15 protein-coding genes are annotated in these 17627 nt (G+C 70.1%); 7 read left to right on the top strand and 8 right to left on the bottom strand.

The window, feature by feature from the left end:
* Nucleotides 1–52: 52 nt before the first annotated feature.
* On the bottom strand, nt 53–1396 hold the full coding sequence (locus tag I8N67_RS23460) for a condensation domain-containing protein (protein WP_200305165.1): 1344 nt from the start codon (nt 1394–1396) through the stop codon (nt 53–55).
* A 32-nt stretch (nt 1397–1428) separates the two neighbouring features.
* On the opposite strand from I8N67_RS23460, the gene I8N67_RS23455 reads away from it, so the two are divergent.
* A complete protein-coding gene (locus I8N67_RS23455) occupies nt 1429–2061 on the top strand; it encodes an O-methyltransferase (protein ID WP_307835335.1) in 633 nt (210 codons plus the stop codon).
* Nucleotides 2062–2178: 117 nt separating this feature from the next.
* Here I8N67_RS23455 and I8N67_RS23450 read toward each other — a convergent pair whose 3' ends face one another.
* Genes I8N67_RS23450 through I8N67_RS23430 form a run of 6 tightly spaced genes read right to left on the bottom strand, consistent with a single transcriptional unit; the run spans nt 2179 to nt 10032 of the window.
* Entirely contained in the window at nt 2179–3924 is a 1746-nt protein-coding gene (locus I8N67_RS23450; RefSeq protein ID WP_200305163.1) for an ABC transporter ATP-binding protein, read from the bottom strand.
* The gene (locus I8N67_RS23445; RefSeq protein ID WP_200305162.1) at nt 3921–5735 is read right to left on the bottom strand and encodes an ABC transporter ATP-binding protein; all 1815 of its coding nucleotides are present in this window, start codon (nt 5733–5735) and stop codon (nt 3921–3923) included. The genes I8N67_RS23450 and I8N67_RS23445 overlap by 4 nt, the downstream gene beginning before the upstream one ends.
* On the bottom strand, nt 5732–6937 hold the full coding sequence (locus I8N67_RS23440) for an acyl-CoA dehydrogenase family protein (protein WP_200305160.1): 1206 nt from the start codon (nt 6935–6937) through the stop codon (nt 5732–5734). The genes I8N67_RS23445 and I8N67_RS23440 overlap by 4 nt, the downstream gene beginning before the upstream one ends.
* A complete protein-coding gene (locus tag I8N67_RS42840) occupies nt 6934–7206 on the bottom strand; it encodes a phosphopantetheine-binding protein (RefSeq protein WP_234046162.1) in 273 nt (90 codons plus the stop codon). Before I8N67_RS42840 ends, I8N67_RS23440 begins: the two co-directional genes overlap by 4 nt.
* On the bottom strand, nt 7203–8468 hold the full coding sequence (locus I8N67_RS23435) for a type III PLP-dependent enzyme domain-containing protein (protein ID WP_234046161.1): 1266 nt from the start codon (nt 8466–8468) through the stop codon (nt 7203–7205). Before I8N67_RS23435 ends, I8N67_RS42840 begins: the two co-directional genes overlap by 4 nt.
* A gap of 7 nt (nt 8469–8475) precedes the next feature.
* Nucleotides 8476–10032 (bottom strand): class I adenylate-forming enzyme family protein, encoded by a 1557-nt coding sequence (locus tag I8N67_RS23430; protein ID WP_307835334.1) that lies wholly within the window; start codon nt 10030–10032, stop codon nt 8476–8478.
* A 274-nt stretch (nt 10033–10306) separates the two neighbouring features.
* Here I8N67_RS23430 and I8N67_RS23425 point away from each other — a divergent pair, with 274 nt between their 5' ends.
* The 6 genes from I8N67_RS23425 to I8N67_RS23400 are packed head-to-tail and all read left to right on the top strand — an operon-like array spanning nt 10307 to nt 16257.
* On the top strand, nt 10307–11242 hold the full coding sequence (locus I8N67_RS23425) for a 3-oxoacyl-[acyl-carrier-protein] synthase III C-terminal domain-containing protein (protein WP_200305158.1): 936 nt from the start codon (nt 10307–10309) through the stop codon (nt 11240–11242).
* A complete protein-coding gene (locus I8N67_RS23420; protein WP_200305156.1) occupies nt 11239–12885 on the top strand; it encodes an AMP-binding protein in 1647 nt (548 codons plus the stop codon). Before I8N67_RS23425 ends, I8N67_RS23420 begins: the two co-directional genes overlap by 4 nt.
* The gene (locus I8N67_RS23415; protein ID WP_200305154.1) at nt 12882–14099 is read left to right on the top strand and encodes an aminotransferase class III-fold pyridoxal phosphate-dependent enzyme; all 1218 of its coding nucleotides are present in this window, start codon (nt 12882–12884) and stop codon (nt 14097–14099) included. Before I8N67_RS23420 ends, I8N67_RS23415 begins: the two co-directional genes overlap by 4 nt.
* 6 nt (nt 14100–14105) lie before the next feature.
* Nucleotides 14106–14360 carry an acyl carrier protein gene (locus I8N67_RS23410; protein ID WP_200305152.1) on the top strand — a complete coding sequence of 85 codons (255 nt, stop codon included), beginning with the start codon at nt 14106–14108 and terminating at the stop codon, nt 14358–14360.
* Nucleotides 14357–15067, top strand: a complete 711-nt coding sequence (locus tag I8N67_RS23405) for an RraA family protein (RefSeq protein WP_200305150.1) — start codon at nt 14357–14359, stop codon at nt 15065–15067. The genes I8N67_RS23410 and I8N67_RS23405 overlap by 4 nt, the downstream gene beginning before the upstream one ends.
* Nucleotides 15067–16257 carry a cytochrome P450 gene (locus I8N67_RS23400; RefSeq protein WP_200305149.1) on the top strand — a complete coding sequence of 397 codons (1191 nt, stop codon included), beginning with the start codon at nt 15067–15069 and terminating at the stop codon, nt 16255–16257. The genes I8N67_RS23405 and I8N67_RS23400 overlap by 1 nt, the downstream gene beginning before the upstream one ends.
* Here I8N67_RS23400 and I8N67_RS23395 read toward each other — a convergent pair whose 3' ends face one another.
* The gene (locus I8N67_RS23395; RefSeq protein WP_200305148.1) at nt 16258–17055 is read right to left on the bottom strand and encodes an AfsR/SARP family transcriptional regulator; all 798 of its coding nucleotides are present in this window, start codon (nt 17053–17055) and stop codon (nt 16258–16260) included.
* Nucleotides 17056–17627: the final 572 nt, after the last annotated feature.

Genomic DNA, 17627 nt, shown 5'->3' with positions numbered 1-17627 from the left:
ACACGCGCGCGGCTCCGACACCCCCGAGATGATCCACTCTGCACGGGACAGCTCACAGGCGACCCTGATCAGCATGCACCCGGGCATGCGCGAATCGCATGGGAAAATTAAGCGGCTCCGCATCCTCCATAGCCACCCCGACCGCCAGAGCCTCGATTGCCAGCAAGATGCGCTCGACAGGAACCTCCGGGAAATACGATCCGTGAACACTGATCGAGAGCATTTGACTGCTGTCGCCCCAGAGAGCGAACGACAGAAAACGCGCCCCTCCTTGATATACACGCTCACGCGAGTCGATTTTCGTCTGTTTCGCGAGATGACGAATGTCCCCTGCCGCTCCACAGAAGACCTCACCTCCTGCGGAATTCCGCACGTCATTGAATGAAAAGTCGAACGCTCTCTTGCACTCCCTGCCTTCGTCGAGGTCGGTGAGCATCACTTGAAGGGCCTGCTCGTCGTACAGACTATATCTGTAACCGTTGACACTCGCTTTCCAAGCATCACGAACGATTGCCCCGAAGGGTGTATCGAGCGATTCCAGCACCCCGGGGGCAAATTGCACAAGCTCCCCGACGAACGAACGCTCTTCCAGGTTCATACGATTGGAGGCCGGCAACAGAAAGGAGGCTTCGCTCCGCCCGACGAGGGCACCGGTAACCACAGAAACCGCAGCCAGGTAGGCGACGGATGTACTCACCGCGCACTTCTCCGAGATGACTGAAATAGCAGCCGTCAGCGCGCGGGATTCAATCACCGCCGACCGACTTTCGTCTTGCGGCAGTTTTTCCAGAACCGATTTCCAGTATTCGAGGGAGCGGGCACTTTTCTGCTGCCACTTCGCCGACTGCTCCAGGTACGCTCGGTCCACCGGCTGCATCGGAGGAGAAAACAGCCCATCACTTTCCCCTGAAAAGCGGCCATCGATGGCTGTTCCGAGTGCCCTGCAACCATGAGCATCAACCGCAAGATGGGAAACCAGACAGATAAGGTGCGTCGGCACGTCGACGCACGTCATTACGACGAACAAGGCCCCGTACTCGGTTACGGTATCAAAGCATTCTCCCTTGAAGCGCTGCATGACACTCTGAATATCCGCTTCCACGGTGGATTCCCCGGTCGAAATTATGGGGATCTCCACCGATCCACATTTATCGACCTCTTGATAGGGGTCACCATTGGCATGCAGCGGGAAAATGGTTCGAAGGGACTCAAACTCCTCGTACGCCCATTTGACGACGTCGCCGACGTCACGGATATCCTTCCCTGACGGGATGGGTTGGACGTGTACGAACGGCCGGTACTTGAGGCGAGAACCTCGCCAAGTCCTCCGCTGGGCCCACGCCAGGGGGGCGGTCGCGTCGCGCTTGCCCTCGAAGTGAATCGTCATTTTATCCATTTTTGCTCCTATTCGAAGGGACGGAGACATCCGTGTTCGACGACACCCCTCAACAGCTGCCCGCCCGCCTGCCCGAACTGCGCATCGCCGCGCGTGAGGCCGGGTTCACCATGTCGTGCGACGAACGGACGGGCAGCCTCCTGGCCGTCCTGGCCGCCGGAGGTCCGCGGCGGATCCTGGAGCTCGGCACCGGTGTCGGCGAGGGCACCGCCTGGCTCCTCAGCGGGATGGACGACGCCGCAGAGCTCGTCACCGTCGAGCTCGACGGCGCTCTCCAGGCCGTGGCCCGCACCGGATCCGGCGCGGACGACCGGGTCACCTTCGTCACGGAGGACGGGGGGACCTGGCTGGAGAACTACGACGGCGAGCCGTTCGACCTGGTCTTCGCGGATACCTGGCCCGGCAAGTTCACGCACCTCGACATCGCCCTGGGCCTGGTGGCTCCCGGCGGGACCTACCTCATCGACGATCTCCTCCCGCAGCCCGGCTGGCCCGAGGGCCACGAAGCGTCCGTGGAGCGACTGCTGGCGGCCCTCACCACCCGCCGTGACTTCCGCACGGTGCGTCTGGACTGGGCGAGCGGGCTGCTCCTCGCCGTACGCACGGGCACGGGCACGGGACCGGGCACGGGACCGGGACCGGACCGTCCGACAGGAACCGTGTAAGGCCGGCCCCCGCATCCGGCCGCCCCGGCCACAGCGACCGGTCGCACCGTTTCCCGATGTCCTGTCCAAGGCGTTCTCCAACCCGCTGGTCCCCTTGCGTCGTCGTGCCGCCAAGGCTTACGTGGCCGTCTCCTCCTGCGCCCGCAACCTGGCGAAGGCCCCACCGCGGGCCGCCAGTTCGTCCGGCGGGCCGTCCTCGACGATCTGGCCGTTGTCGAGGACCAGCACCCGGTCGGCGTGGCGGACCGTGGACATGCGGTGGGCGACGAGCAGGACGGGGGTCACGTCCCGCAGCTCGGTCACCACGCGCATGGCCTGCTGTTCGGTGAGGGAGTCGACGGCCGAGGTGGGCTCGTCGAAGACGGCCAGCACCGGGCGATCCGCCGCGGCGCGGGCAGCGCCGCGCAGCAGCCCGAGCCGCTGCCGCTGGCCACCGGAGAGCTTGCCGGGAACGAGCTCTTCGCCAGGTTGCCGCCGGATGCGCTCGATGACACCTTCCAGCCCGAGCACGCGAACGAAACGGGCGATGTCCGCGTCCGCCACATCGGCGAGGTGAAGGTTGTCGTCGAGCGGCCCGGTGAAGAAGTACGGGAACTGCGCGACGTAGACGACGCGTGAGCGCCAGCGTTGCGGACCGAGGTCGGCGAGGTCGGTGTCCCCGTTGACCAGGATGCGGCCGGAGGCCGGGCGGGTCAGGGCACTCAGCAGGTCGCACAGCGTGCTCTTGCCGCTGCCGCTCGCCCCCACCAGGGCGGTCACCTCGCCCCGGCGCAGCGTACAGCTGATGCCGGACAGCACCTCCGGGCGGCCGGGGTGATGAAAAGTCAGGTCATGGATCTCGATGTGGTCGACCCGGCTCGGAGGCGTCCCGCTGCCCGCCGGCTCCGGTGGCGCTGCCATGATCTCGGCAATGCGGGTCCGGCGCTGTCCGGCCTGCGCGGCCCGCCGGAACCACGCGGTCCAGTCCGCGGCGGCGACGCCGATTCGCGCCAGATAGCCGAACGCCACCACGAAACCGTCGGCGCCGATGGCTCCTCGCGCGGCGAGCCAACTGCCTGAGGCCATCAGGGTGAGAGTGCCGAAGGTCTGCAGTCCGCCGCTCACCGCCGCGGTACGTGCGTCCAGTCGGGCCCGGGCTTCCCGCGCCGGTCCCACGGTCCGGCGCAGCAGCCGGTCGTACTGGTGGTGCTCCCACGCCCCGGCGCCACTGGACCTGGTGAACCGCAGGAAGTCCAGGCGCTCCCGCAGGTACTCGTTGACGGTCTCCGTACCGGCGACCACGTCGGCGGCCACCCGCCGTGCGTCATGGGCCGCCCAGCGCAGTCGGACCAGTTGGGGCACGGCCGCCAGCAGTGCGGCGAGGGTGAGCAACGGGTGGTACTGGGCGAGCACCACGCAGATCACTGCGAGCGCGAACACCGAGCGGACCGCCTGCCACCGCACCCGGTCGTGGTCCACGAGGTAACGGATGTCCTGAGTGGCCCGGGTGACGAGCACGCCGGTCTGGCGTGGCACGAACCAGCCGACGGAGGTGCTCAGCATCCTCGCCAGCACCCCGCGTTGGAGTGCGGTGCCCGCCTCCTCGGCGCCGCAGCCCTGCGTCCATTCCCAGGCCCACAGCAGGAGCCCCTCGACGAGCGGCAGGGCGATCATCAGCAGGGCCCACACCAGGAACCCGTCCCAGTCCCGTGCCAGCAGACGCCCGACGGCCTGCCCGGCCGCGAGCGGCAGGGCGAGCGCCGCCGACTCGTGCAGGGCCATCAGCAGGAACATGGCGGCGGGGCTGCCATGGGCGATACGGGCCTCTCCCGCACGGACGTCACCGGCGCGGGTCCGCTCCACGGCTTCCGGCACGCTTCTCACGACACCTCCCCGGCCGTGGGCACCGCAGCGGCACGGTGCAGCCTCGCGTAGAGGCCGTCGTCGCGCAGCAGTTCGGCGTGGGTTCCGTGCTGCCGTACCCGGCCTTCGTCGATGACGACGATGGCGTCGGCGTCGCGCACGGTCACGAGGCGATGGGCGATGATCAGGGTGGTGACTCCTTCGCCGAGTCGTTGCTGGGCCCGGTGCACCCGGGCCTCGGCCGCCGCGTCGAGGGCGCTGGTGGTCTCGTCGAGGACGAGGATCGCCGGCTCGCGCAGGAAGGCCCGTGCCAGGGACAGTCGCTGCCGTTGGCCCCCGGACAGCTGGATGCCACGTTCGCCGACGACGGTGTCGAGTCCTTCGGGCAGAGCGGCCACGAAGTCACCGAGGTCCGCTTGGCCCAGGGCCCACAACAGCCGGTCCTCCGGGGGCTGTTCGATGCCGTAGCCGAGGTTGGCGCGCACGGTGTCGTTGAGCAGGTAGGCGTCCTGGCTGACGTAGGCGGTCGCCCGCCGCAGCGTGGAGATGGACCAGTGCGCCAACGGCCGGTCGTCGACGAGGACCTCGCCGCTGTCCGGGGCGAGCAGTCCCACGAGCAGGTTGGCCAGTGTGGACTTGCCGGCCCCGCTGAGCCCCACGACACCGATCCTCCTGCCGGGGGCGATGGTCAGGTCCAGACCGTCGAGCACGGGGACCCCGTCCAGGTGTTTGGACACGTCGCGGAACTCGATCCGCCCCCGGGGCCGCCCGGACACCGCCGCACCGGTCCCGCCGCCGACGCTGTCGTCGTAGGGCTCCTCGGGAAGGCCCCGCACCTCCTCCAGCCGTGCCAGCGGGATTCCGTGCTCGCCCCGATGGGCCGCGAGCCGGGACACGTGCCAGACGAACTGCCGCAGCAGCGGGAAGAGCACCGTCATCGTGAACAGCCCGCCCAGCGGCACAGCCCCGTCCAGGATGCGCCGGCCGAGGTAGAGGTAGACCAGGCCCTCGGGCAGCAGGAACATCACGTGGTTGAGGAAACTGCCCGAGCCCAGCAGCCGCTGATGACTGCGGAACGCCTCCAGATACCGGCGCTGTGCTCCTTCCAGACGTACCGTCTCGCGCTCCACCGACGAATAGATCTTGATGGTCCGGACACCCTCGATCGCTTCGCGCACCACACGGGAGAGCGCCGGGTACTCCGCGAGGTGGCCGTTCCAGCGTTCGTTGAACCGGCGCAGCAACCGCAGCCGGAAGCCGATGTACGGCAGGTACACGGCGAGGCAGATCAGGGGCAGCACGGGGTCGACACGCACCATGACGACGAGAGCCAGGCAGGCGGAGAGCGCGTAGAACGTGAACTCCGCCAGGAGCAGCCGCATCGCCTCCCTGATGCGCTCCGTCCCGTCGGTGAGGCGGTGGTACAGCTCGTCGAAGCCCATGGCCTCGCAGGCGGTGATGTCCTTGTGCTGGAGTTCGTCGAAGACCGTCAGGCCGAGGGCGTCGCAGCTCCGGCCGATGGCCAGGTCGACGCAGAACACGGCCAGACAGCGGGCGAGCACGGCAGCGGCGGCGAGCAGCCCGACGGCCGCGCCGGTCTCCAGCGTGCTCCGCAAGCCGTCCCCGTCGGCCAGGGCGTTCATGAAGTCGCCGGTGCGCTGGGCCGACAGCACGGACAGGACGGCAGCCGCGGCGACTCCGCCGACCCAGCCGAGCAGGAGGCGCCGCTCGGGGCGCAGCAGCCGCCACTCCCAGCGGGCGATCTGGCGCCAGGAGGCAGTGGCGTCCCCGGTGGGCCGCTCCGGGTTCGTGTCCGGTGCGTCGGCGGTCATGGGCTCATTTGCTCGGAAGTCAGGCCACCGAGGGGCGCGGACAGCAGTCGGACGCCCCGGTCCAGCAGGCACAGGCTGCCGTTGGAGGTCAACAGCCGGTCGTTGGCGTAGTTGAGCGCCGCCGACCGCAGATCGCGGAAGAGCCGCTCCAGTCTCAGGGGCGAGTCCCGCTGGTACCCGAGGGTCAGGCCCGCCAGCTGCACCATGCGGTCGGTGGCGCCGAACGCCAGCTCGGAGGCGGCGATCTTCAGCGTGTTGAGGTGGATCTGCACGGCCGGATCCGCGGCGTCGGCGCCGGTGGCCCGCGTCTGGTCGATCTCGGCGATCACTCCGTGCAGATAGCCGCTGACCAGTTCCAGGTCCGTACGGATGCGGGCCAGTCGTTCGGTGGTCAGCGGGGAGGTGAGGTCGATGCCACGGGGCCGTTCGCGCGAGGTGAGCAGGCGCACGAGCCGCTGGTATCCGGAGCGGGCCGCACCCAGCCAGCAGGAGGCCCAGGCGATATGACCCACCGGGACCATGCTGTCGATGGCCACCGTGCGGAACTCACCTGCGCCGCCTACGAGTCGGTCGGCCGGCACGGTCCCCTTCAGCCGGATCCCGGTGCTCTGGGTGGCGCGCATACCGAGCGGGTTCCAGTCGCCGACGAGTTCGACGACGGTCTGTTCCCGTTCGGCGTAGACCAGGGACACCTGGTTGGAAGGGGCGTCCGGGGCCGCGCGCAGGGTGATGAGGAAGCCGTCCGCGTGTTCGGCGCCGGTGACCACGGGGCCGGTCCGGTCGAAGTGGAGCAGTTGCCGCTCCGCGGTGAGCGCGGCGTCGGCGCTGAGCAGGTGGCCGCCCTTGCCCGGCTCGGTGGTCACCGACGCCAGGTACACCTCGCCCCGGGCGATGCGGGGCAGCAGTTCCCCGGCCAGCCGCGGGCCGGCGTGCCGAACCACGGCGTCCACCTGCTGCCCGTGCATGGCCCAGATCATCGCCGTGGACAGACAGGCACCTGCCAGTGTCTGGGCGGTCTCGGCGAACGTCCGCAGATCGGCGCCCAATCCGCCGTGTTCCTTCGGCACCAGCAGGCCCATCAGCCCGGCGGCCCGCAAGGCGTCGACGCTCTCGCTCGGGAACCGGGCCTCGGCATCGCACCGGTCGGCGTGGTCCCGTACCACGGGCAGCACCTCGGCCAGCCGCTCCGGCACCGAACTCACTGGTCGGCCCCGGTGGCAGGGGCCGGCAGCAGGGCGGAGACCTGCTGCCACAGGCTGAGCGGGTTGGCGAAGGTCTCCACAGCCAACGCGTCGTCGGGCATGACGATGTCGTACGCCTCCTCCACCTCGACCAGCAGGCTCACCGTCTGCATGGAGTCGAGCCCCAGTGCGGCGAAGACGGCGTCCGGTGCCAGCGGGGCCTCCGGCTCCAGCAGGGGCAGGTTGGGGCGTACGACGCTCTCGAAGCGTTCGTCCCAGGGGACGGTCATGGCTGTATCTCTCCTTCGGTCGTGCGGACGAGCGTCAGGCGGCTTGCTTCCACGACGTGGCCGGCCACGGTGACCACCTCGGCGGCGACGGGCCGGCTGAGGAAACCGAGCAGACTGGCGGTGAGGCCGTAGGCACCGGTGTTCGGGACGCGGAGCACGTCGCCGGGGGCGAGGCCGTCCAGGCGTACCCGCCGAGCCAGCCGGTCCAGCGGCGTGCACAGTGGTCCGACGAGGTCGGCGGTCCGTTCGGGTCCGCTCATGCCGGTGACATCCGGGCCGATGTCGGCCGGCAGCACCCGGCCGGTGGCGGACAGTCCGCCGAGCGCGTTGATGCCGGCATCGAGGACGGCGTACATCCGGCCCTTGCTCTCCTTGACGTCGACGACGGTGGTCAGCAAGGTGCCGCAGTCGGCGACCAGGTAGCGCCCCGACTCGAAGGCGAGGACCGGTCGCCGGTCGGTGTCGGGCAGGTGCTCGTCGAGCACCCGCTCCAGGCCGGCGCGCAGGGCCGGGTAGCGGGGGCGGGTGCCCGGGCCCGCGTACGGCGCGGCGAACCCGCCGCCCAGGTCGAGCAGTTCCAGCGGGATGCCCAGCCGCCGCGAGAGCTCAGCCGCACAGCGCACGCTCTGGGCCATCTCACCCAGCAGGGTCGTCTCGTCGCGCGCGTTGGTCAGGGGGAAGAAGTGGAAGCCCCGCACGGTGACCCGGGCGGGCGGCCGGAAGGCGGGCCAGCCCTCCACCAGCCGGTCGTAGTCGAAGCCGAACTGGGAGGAGGTGCCGGTCATGCGCAGTCCGCTGCCGCCGGCCGCGTCCGGCGCGTTGACCCGCAGCAGGCAGTCCACGTCCACGCCGTGCCGCTCGGCGGCGGCTCCGATCCGCTCCAGGTCGGCGAAGGACTCCGCCGACAGGACCCGGACGCCCGCCGACAGCGCTCGGTCGAGTTCCGCGGAGGTCTTGCCGGGCCCGGTGTACAGCACGTCCCCGGCCGGCCGGCCGGCCGCCAGCACGGCGTCGAGCTCTCCGGCCGAGCTGACCTCGGGACAGGCGCCGAGACCGCCGAGGTGGCGGACCAGTGCGGGGTGCGGGTTGGCCTTCAGCGAGAAGTAGATGCGGGAGCCCTCCGGGAGGGCCGCCGCAAGGTCCGTGTACGCCTGTTCCGTCCGGGTCAGGTCGTACACGTAGGCGGGTGTGCCGTACGCCTTGGCGAGGGCATCGAAGTCACCGCCGGACAGTGGGGCAGCCGACGTGGCCGACTCGGGCATGAGGGCCTTACCTTTCGGGACGTGACGACGAGCCGACGTGCGGTGCTCCGGCGTCGAGCAGGGTGCGCAGGGCCTGCCTGTCGGGTTTTCCGTTCGCGGTCAGCGGCAGGGCGTCGAGCACCGTGCAGCGAGTAGGGGTGCGGGCCGGACCGAGCCGGGCCGCGAGTTCGGTGAGCACGACGGTGGGCCGGGCGGTGCCGGTGACGAACAGCGCGAGGTCGCGCTCTTCGTGCGGGACGAGTACCACCGCTTCCCGCACACCCGCGACCGACTCGGCGGCGGCCTCGATCTCCAGGGTGCTCATGCGGACGCCCCGCCGCTTGAAGATCTCGTCGCGCCGCCCGGAGAAGTAGAGGTATCCCTCCTCGTCGAAGTAGCCGTGGTCCCCGGTGTGCAGCCGGTACCGGGAGGTGCCGGGCACGGGCCGGAACATCCGCGCGGTCCGGTCGGGGTCGCGCCAGTAGCCGTCCATCACGTGCGGCCCGTCGACCACGATCTCCCCCACCGCGCGGGGCGGCAGAGCCGTGCCGTCGGGTCCGAGCACGCTCACGGTGGTACCGGGCAGGGGGCGGCCCACCGACCCCGGGCGGGCAGCGGCCTCCTCCGGCAGCAGGATGGAGACCCGCTTGCACTCGGAGATGCCGTACATCGGGCAGACCTGGGCTCCGGGAAACGCTTCGCGCAAGGTGTGGGCCGCCTGGGGCGTGAGCTCCGCTCCGGTGTTGGTGAAGAGGCGCACCTCGGCGGGTACGACAGGACCGGCCCCGCCGGGTGAGTGTTCCCGCCGCGCGAGCGTGACGAGCATCGACGCCAGAGAGGGGACCAGGGGGACGACCGTCGCCCCGCACCGGCGCAGTTGCCGCAGCACGGTGACATCGCTGCCGTCCTCCGCCAGGACCAGCTCGGCACCGGCGAGGGCGCACAGGAACAGCTGGTAGAGGCCGTAGTCGAAGGAGAGCGGCAGCCGGCAGAAGACCACGTCGTCGCGGCGGTAACCGAGGCGTCCCGCGATGGCGCGAGCCGCGAACAGCACCCGGTCGTGCGGGCAGACGATGCCCTTGGGGCGGGAGGTGGTGCCCGAGGTGTAGATGATCAGGGCCGGGGCTCGGGGGGTGTCCGGATCCGACGGAGTCCCGTGGACGGTCTCGGAGCCGCCGGACACCCCCACCGGCCGGGCCGCCTCGAACAGTTCCCCGGCGTCGGCCACCGCACAGAACTCCGGTACGTCCGCCCCGTCCTCGGCGATCAGCAGCCGGGCCTCGGTCTCCGTGACGATCGGGGTGACCTGGTAGGCGGTCGTGGTCGGGGCGAGGGGGACCAGGGTGGCACCGGCCCGGGAGGCCGCGTAGACCAGGGCGGTGAACTCACGGCCGGCGGGCAGCAGCGTGACGATCCGGTCACCGGCCCGGACACCCCGGCGCCCCAGCCAGGCCGCGATCGCCGCGCCGGCCCGGGACAGCTCCTCGTAGGTCCAGCCACCGAGCGCGTCGCGCACCGCGGGGGCCTGCGGAAACCGGCGGGCCGCCGCGTCAAGAATTCCGTGGACCGCATTCCCTGGTTCCACCCGGCCACAGCCTCCCTCTCACACACGTTCCCGAACCGTTCCGGCGCCCCCGTATTCAGTCCGGGAAAACCCGGGAGGTCGTTGCAGAAAAAAATAATGTGCTCGCCTTTCAATAGTCTCCCAAAGCGCTTTCATGACGCTTACACGAGTATTCTGCGGCCCGTTCACGCAGCTCATCGAGAGATCGATACGAGGCAATTCGGGACAAATTCCTTCTAGACGCTCCGGGATACCGGGGATTTACTCGACCCATCCAGGAAAGGGAGGTCTCCGCATGTCCGCACCGCCCGTGTGGCTCGACGCATTCGCGTACGAGCTGGGAGAGGAAGAGCTGACCCTGGAGGAACTCCCCTCGCTGACCCCGGAACTGCGGCAGGATCTGCGCGAGGTCGGGCTGAGGACCTTCCGCTCGACCAGGAGGGCGTCCGTCGCCCTCGCCGAGGAGGCCGCCGCCCGGACCCTCGCCGCGGTCCCGGATCGCCGGGGGCACGTGAGCCACGTGCTGTACACCACCAGCAACACCTGGGACGCGGCCCACACCACCGCCACCGAACTCGGCGCCATGCTACGTCGACTGGGCGTGGACCACGCCGCCCTCCTCGGCGTCTCCCGCTTCTACTGCGCGAACCTGCACGCCGCCGTCCAGCTGGCGACCGGCCTGATCCACTCGGGCCAGGCGGAGGACGTCCTCGTGGTCTGCGTCGACACGTGCGAGCCGGGCAGCCCGCGGCTGGTCACGGGCGACATCTCCGTGCACAGCGACGCCGCTTCGAGCCTGCTGGTCACGAGGTCACCGTCGTCCGTCGCGCTGAGGTTCCTGCACACCTCGATCACCAACGACCTCCAGCTCGCCGCACTGCGCCCCCAGGACAACTTCATGCGGTACATGGCCGGATTCTCGAAAGGAATTTCCGCCACCTCCACGCTCGCCCTGAAGAATGTCGGCCTGACCGCTTCCCAGATATCGCGGGTGCTGTCGAACAACTACAACCTGCGGGTCAATCGCGGCATCACCAGAATTTCCGGATTCGAGTTCGAGCAGGTGCATGTCGGCAATATCCCGCGCCTGGGGCACGCCATGGCCTCGGACCCCGTCATCAATCTCGTCGACTCCCTCCGGGACCAGCCCGTCGGCGCCGGAGAACTCCTGATGCTCCTCGGCGCCGGCCCCAGCCAATGGGGGGCCACCGTCCTGGAGGCCGCAGCATGAACTCGGGCCCGCCGGCTCCCGGTTCGCCGCCCTCCCGTGCACAGCCCGGCACGGCAGCGGACGACACCCTGCTCCACCACTTCCTGCTGCGCCACGCCGCCGACCGCCCCGACCACCCGGCGGTCGTCGGCGAACGGTCGACCCTCACCTACGCCCAACTCGCCGCACTGGCCCACGTGTACGCGGACCAACTGCTCGACTGGGGCGTCGGCAACGGCGACCGGATCGTGCTCCAGCTCGATCCCTCCCCGGAAGCGCTGGCCCTGCTGTGCGCGTGCTCGCTCACCGGCGCGGTGTTCGTCCCCCTGGCCCCCGACTGCCCCCCGTCCCGGCTCACCGCCATCACCGCGCGCACCGACGCCGTCCTGCTGATCCGGGCCGACGAACCGGCCGACACGACCACATCGCCGGCCGACACGACCACCTCGTCGCCGGCCGACCAGGTGCCCCACGCCACCCTGACCCCCGACGGCCTACGGCTGCCTGCGAAGCTCCGCGCTCCGGACGGCTCCGGCGTCCGGTTCGCCACGATCGGGCGGGACCTCGCCTACCTCATCTTCACCTCGGGCACCACGGGCGAACCCAAGGGCATCATGATGAGCCACCGTGCGGTACTCGCCTTCTGGCGGGCGCTCGTCGCGCACTGCGCACTCGGGCCGCAGGCGCGGGTCGGCAGCATCTCCCCCCTCCAGTTCGACTTCTCGCTGCTCGACTACGGGCTGGCCCTCGGCTCGGGCACCACCGTCGTACTGGTCCCCCGGTACCTCTACCAACAGCCCCGCCGCATGCTCGACCACATGGGCCGGCACGGGGTGACCCAGATGAACGGCGTCCCGTCGATCTGGTCCGCGGTCCTGCGGCACACACCCGGCGAACTGTCCCGCGCCACCCGCCTGCGGACCGTGCTTTTCGCGGGTGAGGCGTTTCCCGTGGAGCAACTACGCCGCCTGACCGAGGCCGTACCGGGACTGCGCGTCATCAACTGCTTCGGCCACTCGGAGTCGGTGGCGTGCTCGTTCCACGACCTGCCGACACCGCTCCCTGACGACCTGGCCTCCCTGCCCTTCTCCTGGGGCCACCCGGGAGCACAGCTGCTGCTCGTCGACGACAGCGGCCGGCCGGTCACCCGGCCGGGTCAGGTGGGCGAGCTGTACCTGCGGGCGGACAACCTGTTCTCGGGCTACTGGCGGGACCCCGTCGCGACGAGGGCCGCCCTGGTGCCCAATCCGCTGCGCCCGAACGACGGAGAGCTGGTGTTCCGTTCCCGCGACCTCGCCGAGACCGGGGAGGACGGGCTCCTGCGCTACCGGGGACGCGCCGACCTCCAGGTCAAGATCCGGGGCAACCGGGTGGAGCTGGAGGAGGTGGAACACCGGCTCGCGGCCCACCCGGGAATCAGCGAGGCGGCCCTCACCGTCCAGGGCGAGGCCGGACTCCGGGAACTGCGCGCGGTGGTCGTACCGGTGCCCGGCACGATCGGGCCCGACCCGGCCGAACTGCGCCGGTGGTGTGCCGACGTGCTGCCGTCGTACATGGTCCCGGGCGAGATCCGCACGACCGCCTCCCTGCCCGTCACCGCCAACGGCAAGGTCGACCGCAAGCGGCTGGCCCTGCTCCCGGCAACCACCAAGGAGACCAGTTGAGTCGCTCCCGTGTCCTGGCCGGCCACATCAGCCCCCTCGACGAATCACGCGTTCTCGGCCGGCGGCTGATCGTCCGGGAAGCCCGCAACGCCACCCTCCTGCTCGACGACGACGGCACCACACGCCGGTACACGGACCTGACCAGCTCCTACGGGGCGGTGAACTTCGGGCATCTCAACCCGGACATCACGGCCCATCAGGGGCTCGACGCCGACCTCGTCAGCGGGGTCTATCCCGAGGAGGCGTACGAGGTCGCCGCCTGGCTGACCGACCGGCTCGGCACCCCCGACCACCACGTTCTCTACCAGGTCGGCGGCAGTTTCGCGGTGGCGAGCGCCCTCGCCCTGGCTCAGCGGGTACGGCAGGGCCGGATCCTCGTCCTCGACGGCGCCTTCCACGGACTGGGCGTGGACACCCTCGCCGCCACCAGCACACACCGGCAGCTCGCTCTCCACAACACGCCCTGGGTCACCGAGACGGACCGCTGGATCGAGCGCGTCGCCCCCGGCGGGCCGGTCCCCGACCTGGACGGCATCTCCTGCCTGCTGTTCGAACCGGTCCAGGGAGCAGGCGGATACGTCCCGGTGGACCCGGTGTGGCTGGAGCGGCTCGTCAGGGCCGCCCGGGCCCAGGGCGTTGTGGTGATCGCCGACGAGATCCAGGCGGGCTTCCACCGGCACGGCGCCCTCAGCCCGTCCCGAGCGGCGGGCCTGGAGCCGGACATCCATCTCTTCAGCAAGTCCCTCACCAACGGGCTCGCGGCGCTGTCGGCCGTCGTGTACCCCAAGGCGTTCGACCGGGCGGTGGGGCAGGACCTCGCACTGGCCCACACCTTCCAGACCTCGGTGCCCGCCTACCGGGCCGCCGCCGCGGTGAGCCGCTGGCTGGACCGGACCCCGGTGGCCCAACTCACCGACGGCGTCGCGACGGCGCTGGAGAAGTACGCCAAGCAGACCTCCGGCCTGTATGGAACGCGGGACGTCCATCTGACCGGGCCGACCCTGTCCTTCGGCCATGACCGGGCGGGCGAACTGGTGCACCGCTGCGTCGAGCGCGGCGTCCTGGTGTTCACCGGCGGCCACGACGGCCGGCGAATCCGGGTGGCACCACCCCTGACCATTCCGCCGGAGCAGCTCGCCTCGGCACTGGACCTGCTCACCGAGGCCCTGGAATCGCTCGGTGACACCCACGACGACCAAACGGACGAGGAGTGACACATCGTGGAACGCCAGGATTTCTACCGAACGTTCAGCGGCATCCTGAGGACCATCCGGGCCCCTCGTGAATTCCCCGACCCCGCGCCCGACGACAACCTCTGGGACCTCGGCCATCTCGACTCCTTCGCCATGGTGGAACTGCTGATCCACCTGGAGGAGCTGACCGGTCAGGAGATCACGCTGACCGCCGACTCACTGCGCAACTTCCACACCATGGAACGCATCTACGACTCCTACTTCGCCAAAGAGGCAGCATGACGTCCACCACCGCACCCCCGGCCGACTCCCGCGTCGCACGCATCCGTGAGACCTTCCGCGAGCTGGGCTGCGCCCAGCTGCGGGACGCCGCGCCCGACTACGTCGAGGTGCTCGCCTGGCCCCTGGTCAGCCGGACTCCCGGCCTGCACCTGGCCGGCCCGGTCTACCCGGTCGCCACGGCCAACGACATGCTGCCCGTCCTTCAAGCCCTCGACGCCGCCGCGCCGGGGGACGTGCTGCTGGCCACCAATACCGCGGAGTACTCCGAGGCCCTCGCCGGAGATGTGCTGAGCACAGCCGCGGTGGCCCAGGGGCTCGGCGGGCTGGTCGTCCACGGGGCGGTACGCGACCTGGGGTTCATCGCGGAGCTGGGGCTCCCCGTGTTCTCGACCGAGGTCAACATCATCTCGGCGAAGACGGCACAGGTGCCCGCCGCCGAGCTGCCGATGAGCGTCACCGTGCCGGTCGTCGGCGCGGACGGCCCGCGCCCGCTGGAACTCTCCCCCGGGGACTGGCTGTTCGGTGACGACGACGCCGTGGTGGCCGTACGCGCCGACCGCGTGTCGCCGGTCCTCAACGCGGCCCGGCTGCTGCGCAGCCAGGAGGAGAAGCTGCGCGACGCGGTACGCGGCGGGATCCGGCTCAGCGAGGCCTGCGGGCTGCACGACTATCTGGCCGGCCGCGGCCCGCTGAAAATGGACGTGTGATGGGAGCGACCGCGGTCAGTGCTCCCAGGCCGCCGGGGCCCGAGCAGTTCGATCCGGCCGCCTACCGGCAGGACCCCTGGAAGTACTACGACTGGTTCCGCGCCCATCGGCCGGTGAGCTGGTCCGAGCCGGGCCGCTGCTTCTTCGTCCACTCGCACGCCTTGGTCGACGAGGTGCTCAGGGGCCCGGACTTCACGGTGGAGAATCTCTTCCGGCGCAGCCGGCAGGTGCTGGGTCCCACGCTCGTGGACAGCGACGGCGAGGACCACACGCGGCTGCGCCCGTTCGTCAACCAGGACCTCACCGGCCGCCGGGTGCGGGACCTGATCGAGCACGTGGTCCGTCCCGTCGCGGAGGACCTGGCGACCGGCCTGGCCCGCCGGGGCCAGGCCGACTTCGTCGCCGACTACGCCATGGAACTGCCCTTCCGTGTCGCGGTCGAACTGGTCGGCCTCGACCAGGCCGACCGGGCCCGGCTGGCGAGGCTCATGCGGCCGGTGATCGCCTATCTGGACCGGGTCGACGCCCCGCTGAGCACGGCCTTCGCCGCACGTGAGGAACTGGAGGCCCACGTACGGGAGGTGCGCACCGCCCGCGGCTGCCCGGCGCGTGGCGGACTGCTCGGCCGTACGACCCCGCGAGCCCCGGAAGGGATCGGCGAGGACGAGGTTGTCCGCACCGTCGCACTGCTGCTGGCGGCCGGCACGGAAACGACGGTGTGCACGCTGTCCAACGCCCTGCTGTGCCTGCTGCGGTTTCCCGAGCAGGAGGCGGCCCTGCGGGCCGGGACGCTCCCGGTCGCCGACTTCGTGCGCGAGGTGCTGCGCTGGGAACCTCCGCTGCACTTCACGCTGCGTTACGCCGTCCGGGACACCGAACTCGGTTCGGTCCCGATCCCTCGAGGGGCCGCCGTACAGGTCAACTTCGCTGCGGCGAACCGGGATCCGGAGGTCTTCGCCGATCCGGACGCCTTTGTGCCCCGGCGCCCCGAGCGGGCCGGTCTCTCCTTCGGACGGGGGCGGCACAGCTGCCCAGGCAGCCGGCTCGCCACCGCCGAGGTGGAGATCGCGCTGGAGGCGCTGCTGGGCGCGTCCTCCCGCATCCGGTGCACCGAGGTCGAGCTGCCGCCCGTCCGCGGTGTCACGTTCCGCAGATGCCAGGAGCTGCCGCTGTCGCTCGACACGACCTGATCAAGCCGTGCCACCCTCCACCAGCGAGCCCTGGTACGCGACCGGCACCGAGTGCCGCAGCACCGCCTGTTGCAACTCCCTGAGGGGCGGGCACGGTTCGAGGCCCAGCTCGCTGCGGAGCGCCCGGCTGATACGGCGGAACTCGCCCAGTGCCTCGGTCTGCCGGCCCGAGTGGTACAGCGCGAGCATGTACCACTCGGAGAAGCGCTCGTTGAACGGATACCGCAGCGTCAGCTCCCGCAGCACGCCCCGGACGGACGCGTAACGCCCGGCTTCGATGGCCAGGTCGACCTGGAGTTCACGGGCCCACAGGTGCTGCTCCTCCAACCGGGCCGCGACCCCGCTCAGGCACTCCCCGGCCCGCAGGTCCTCCAGCGCCGGGGAGTGCCACAGGTCCAGGGCGGCGTGTGCGTGGGCCAGCGCGAGGACGGGGTCGACGGCCTTGTCGCGCTGCGCCCGGCTCACCAGCGTCTCGAACGTGGTGATGTCCAGTTCTCCCTCCTCCAGGCAGAGTTGGTAGCCGCGGTTGGAGGTGACGAGCCGTCGGGCCGCGAAGTCCTCGCTGATCCGACCGGCGAGGAGCTTGCGCAACCGGAACACGAGCGCGTGCAGTGCGTTGGATCTGACGTCGCATGCGTTGTCCCAGATCTCGCCGGTCAGCCACCCCTTGGACACCGGCCGGTTGGCGTTGATCGCCAGCAGTGCCAGCAGCACCTGAAGCTGACGCCCCGGGATGTCGATGATTTCACCGTCGTAGCTGAGGGTGAGTTTTCCCAGCAGCTGTAAGCGGAATATCACGCTGCCCCCGTTCTGGTCCTCGAACAACGTTCGCTCTTGTAAACGTATTAGTATTCAGGTGGCGGAACATGTAAACGGCGATCCGGAGTGATCACAGACACAGCACCATGCCGCCCGATTCACCTGTGCCCGGCCCGTGAATTCCTTGTACGCCGGGCCGATCCAGAAGAAGTCAGGAATAGTGCGTACTTCGTCCAGGCCGCGATCGAGGACGAGGCGGGCGACGGCGATGTCCAGGGAGCCGAGACGAACGGCGCGTGGACGACAGTCCGTAGCGGGTCACGCCGGACCACACCCCTCAGCAGCGGGGACAGCGGTGCAGGTGTCCTCGCCCGTTCAGAAGGGACGCCATGAGGGTGTGGTCGTGCGGTGTGGCACGCCCGGTGCCCGGGACGACACGGCTCGGACCGCCCCCGAGGGAGTCGTGCGCGCCCGGCTTGCATCGGAGTCTGGTGGGCTGGAGCACGCATCCGGCACGCTGAATCCGGGGAACGGGCTCGTGACCGACCGGTATGTGATGAGCCTGGGGCAGCATCAGGGCCCCGGCGTTTGCCTGGATCGCCCCGACCTGG

The organism is Streptomyces adelaidensis, assembly GCF_016598475.1.
GTDB lineage: Bacteria > Actinomycetota > Actinomycetes > Streptomycetales > Streptomycetaceae > Streptomyces > Streptomyces adelaidensis.
This window is presented reverse-complemented; position numbering and strand designations above follow the sequence as displayed.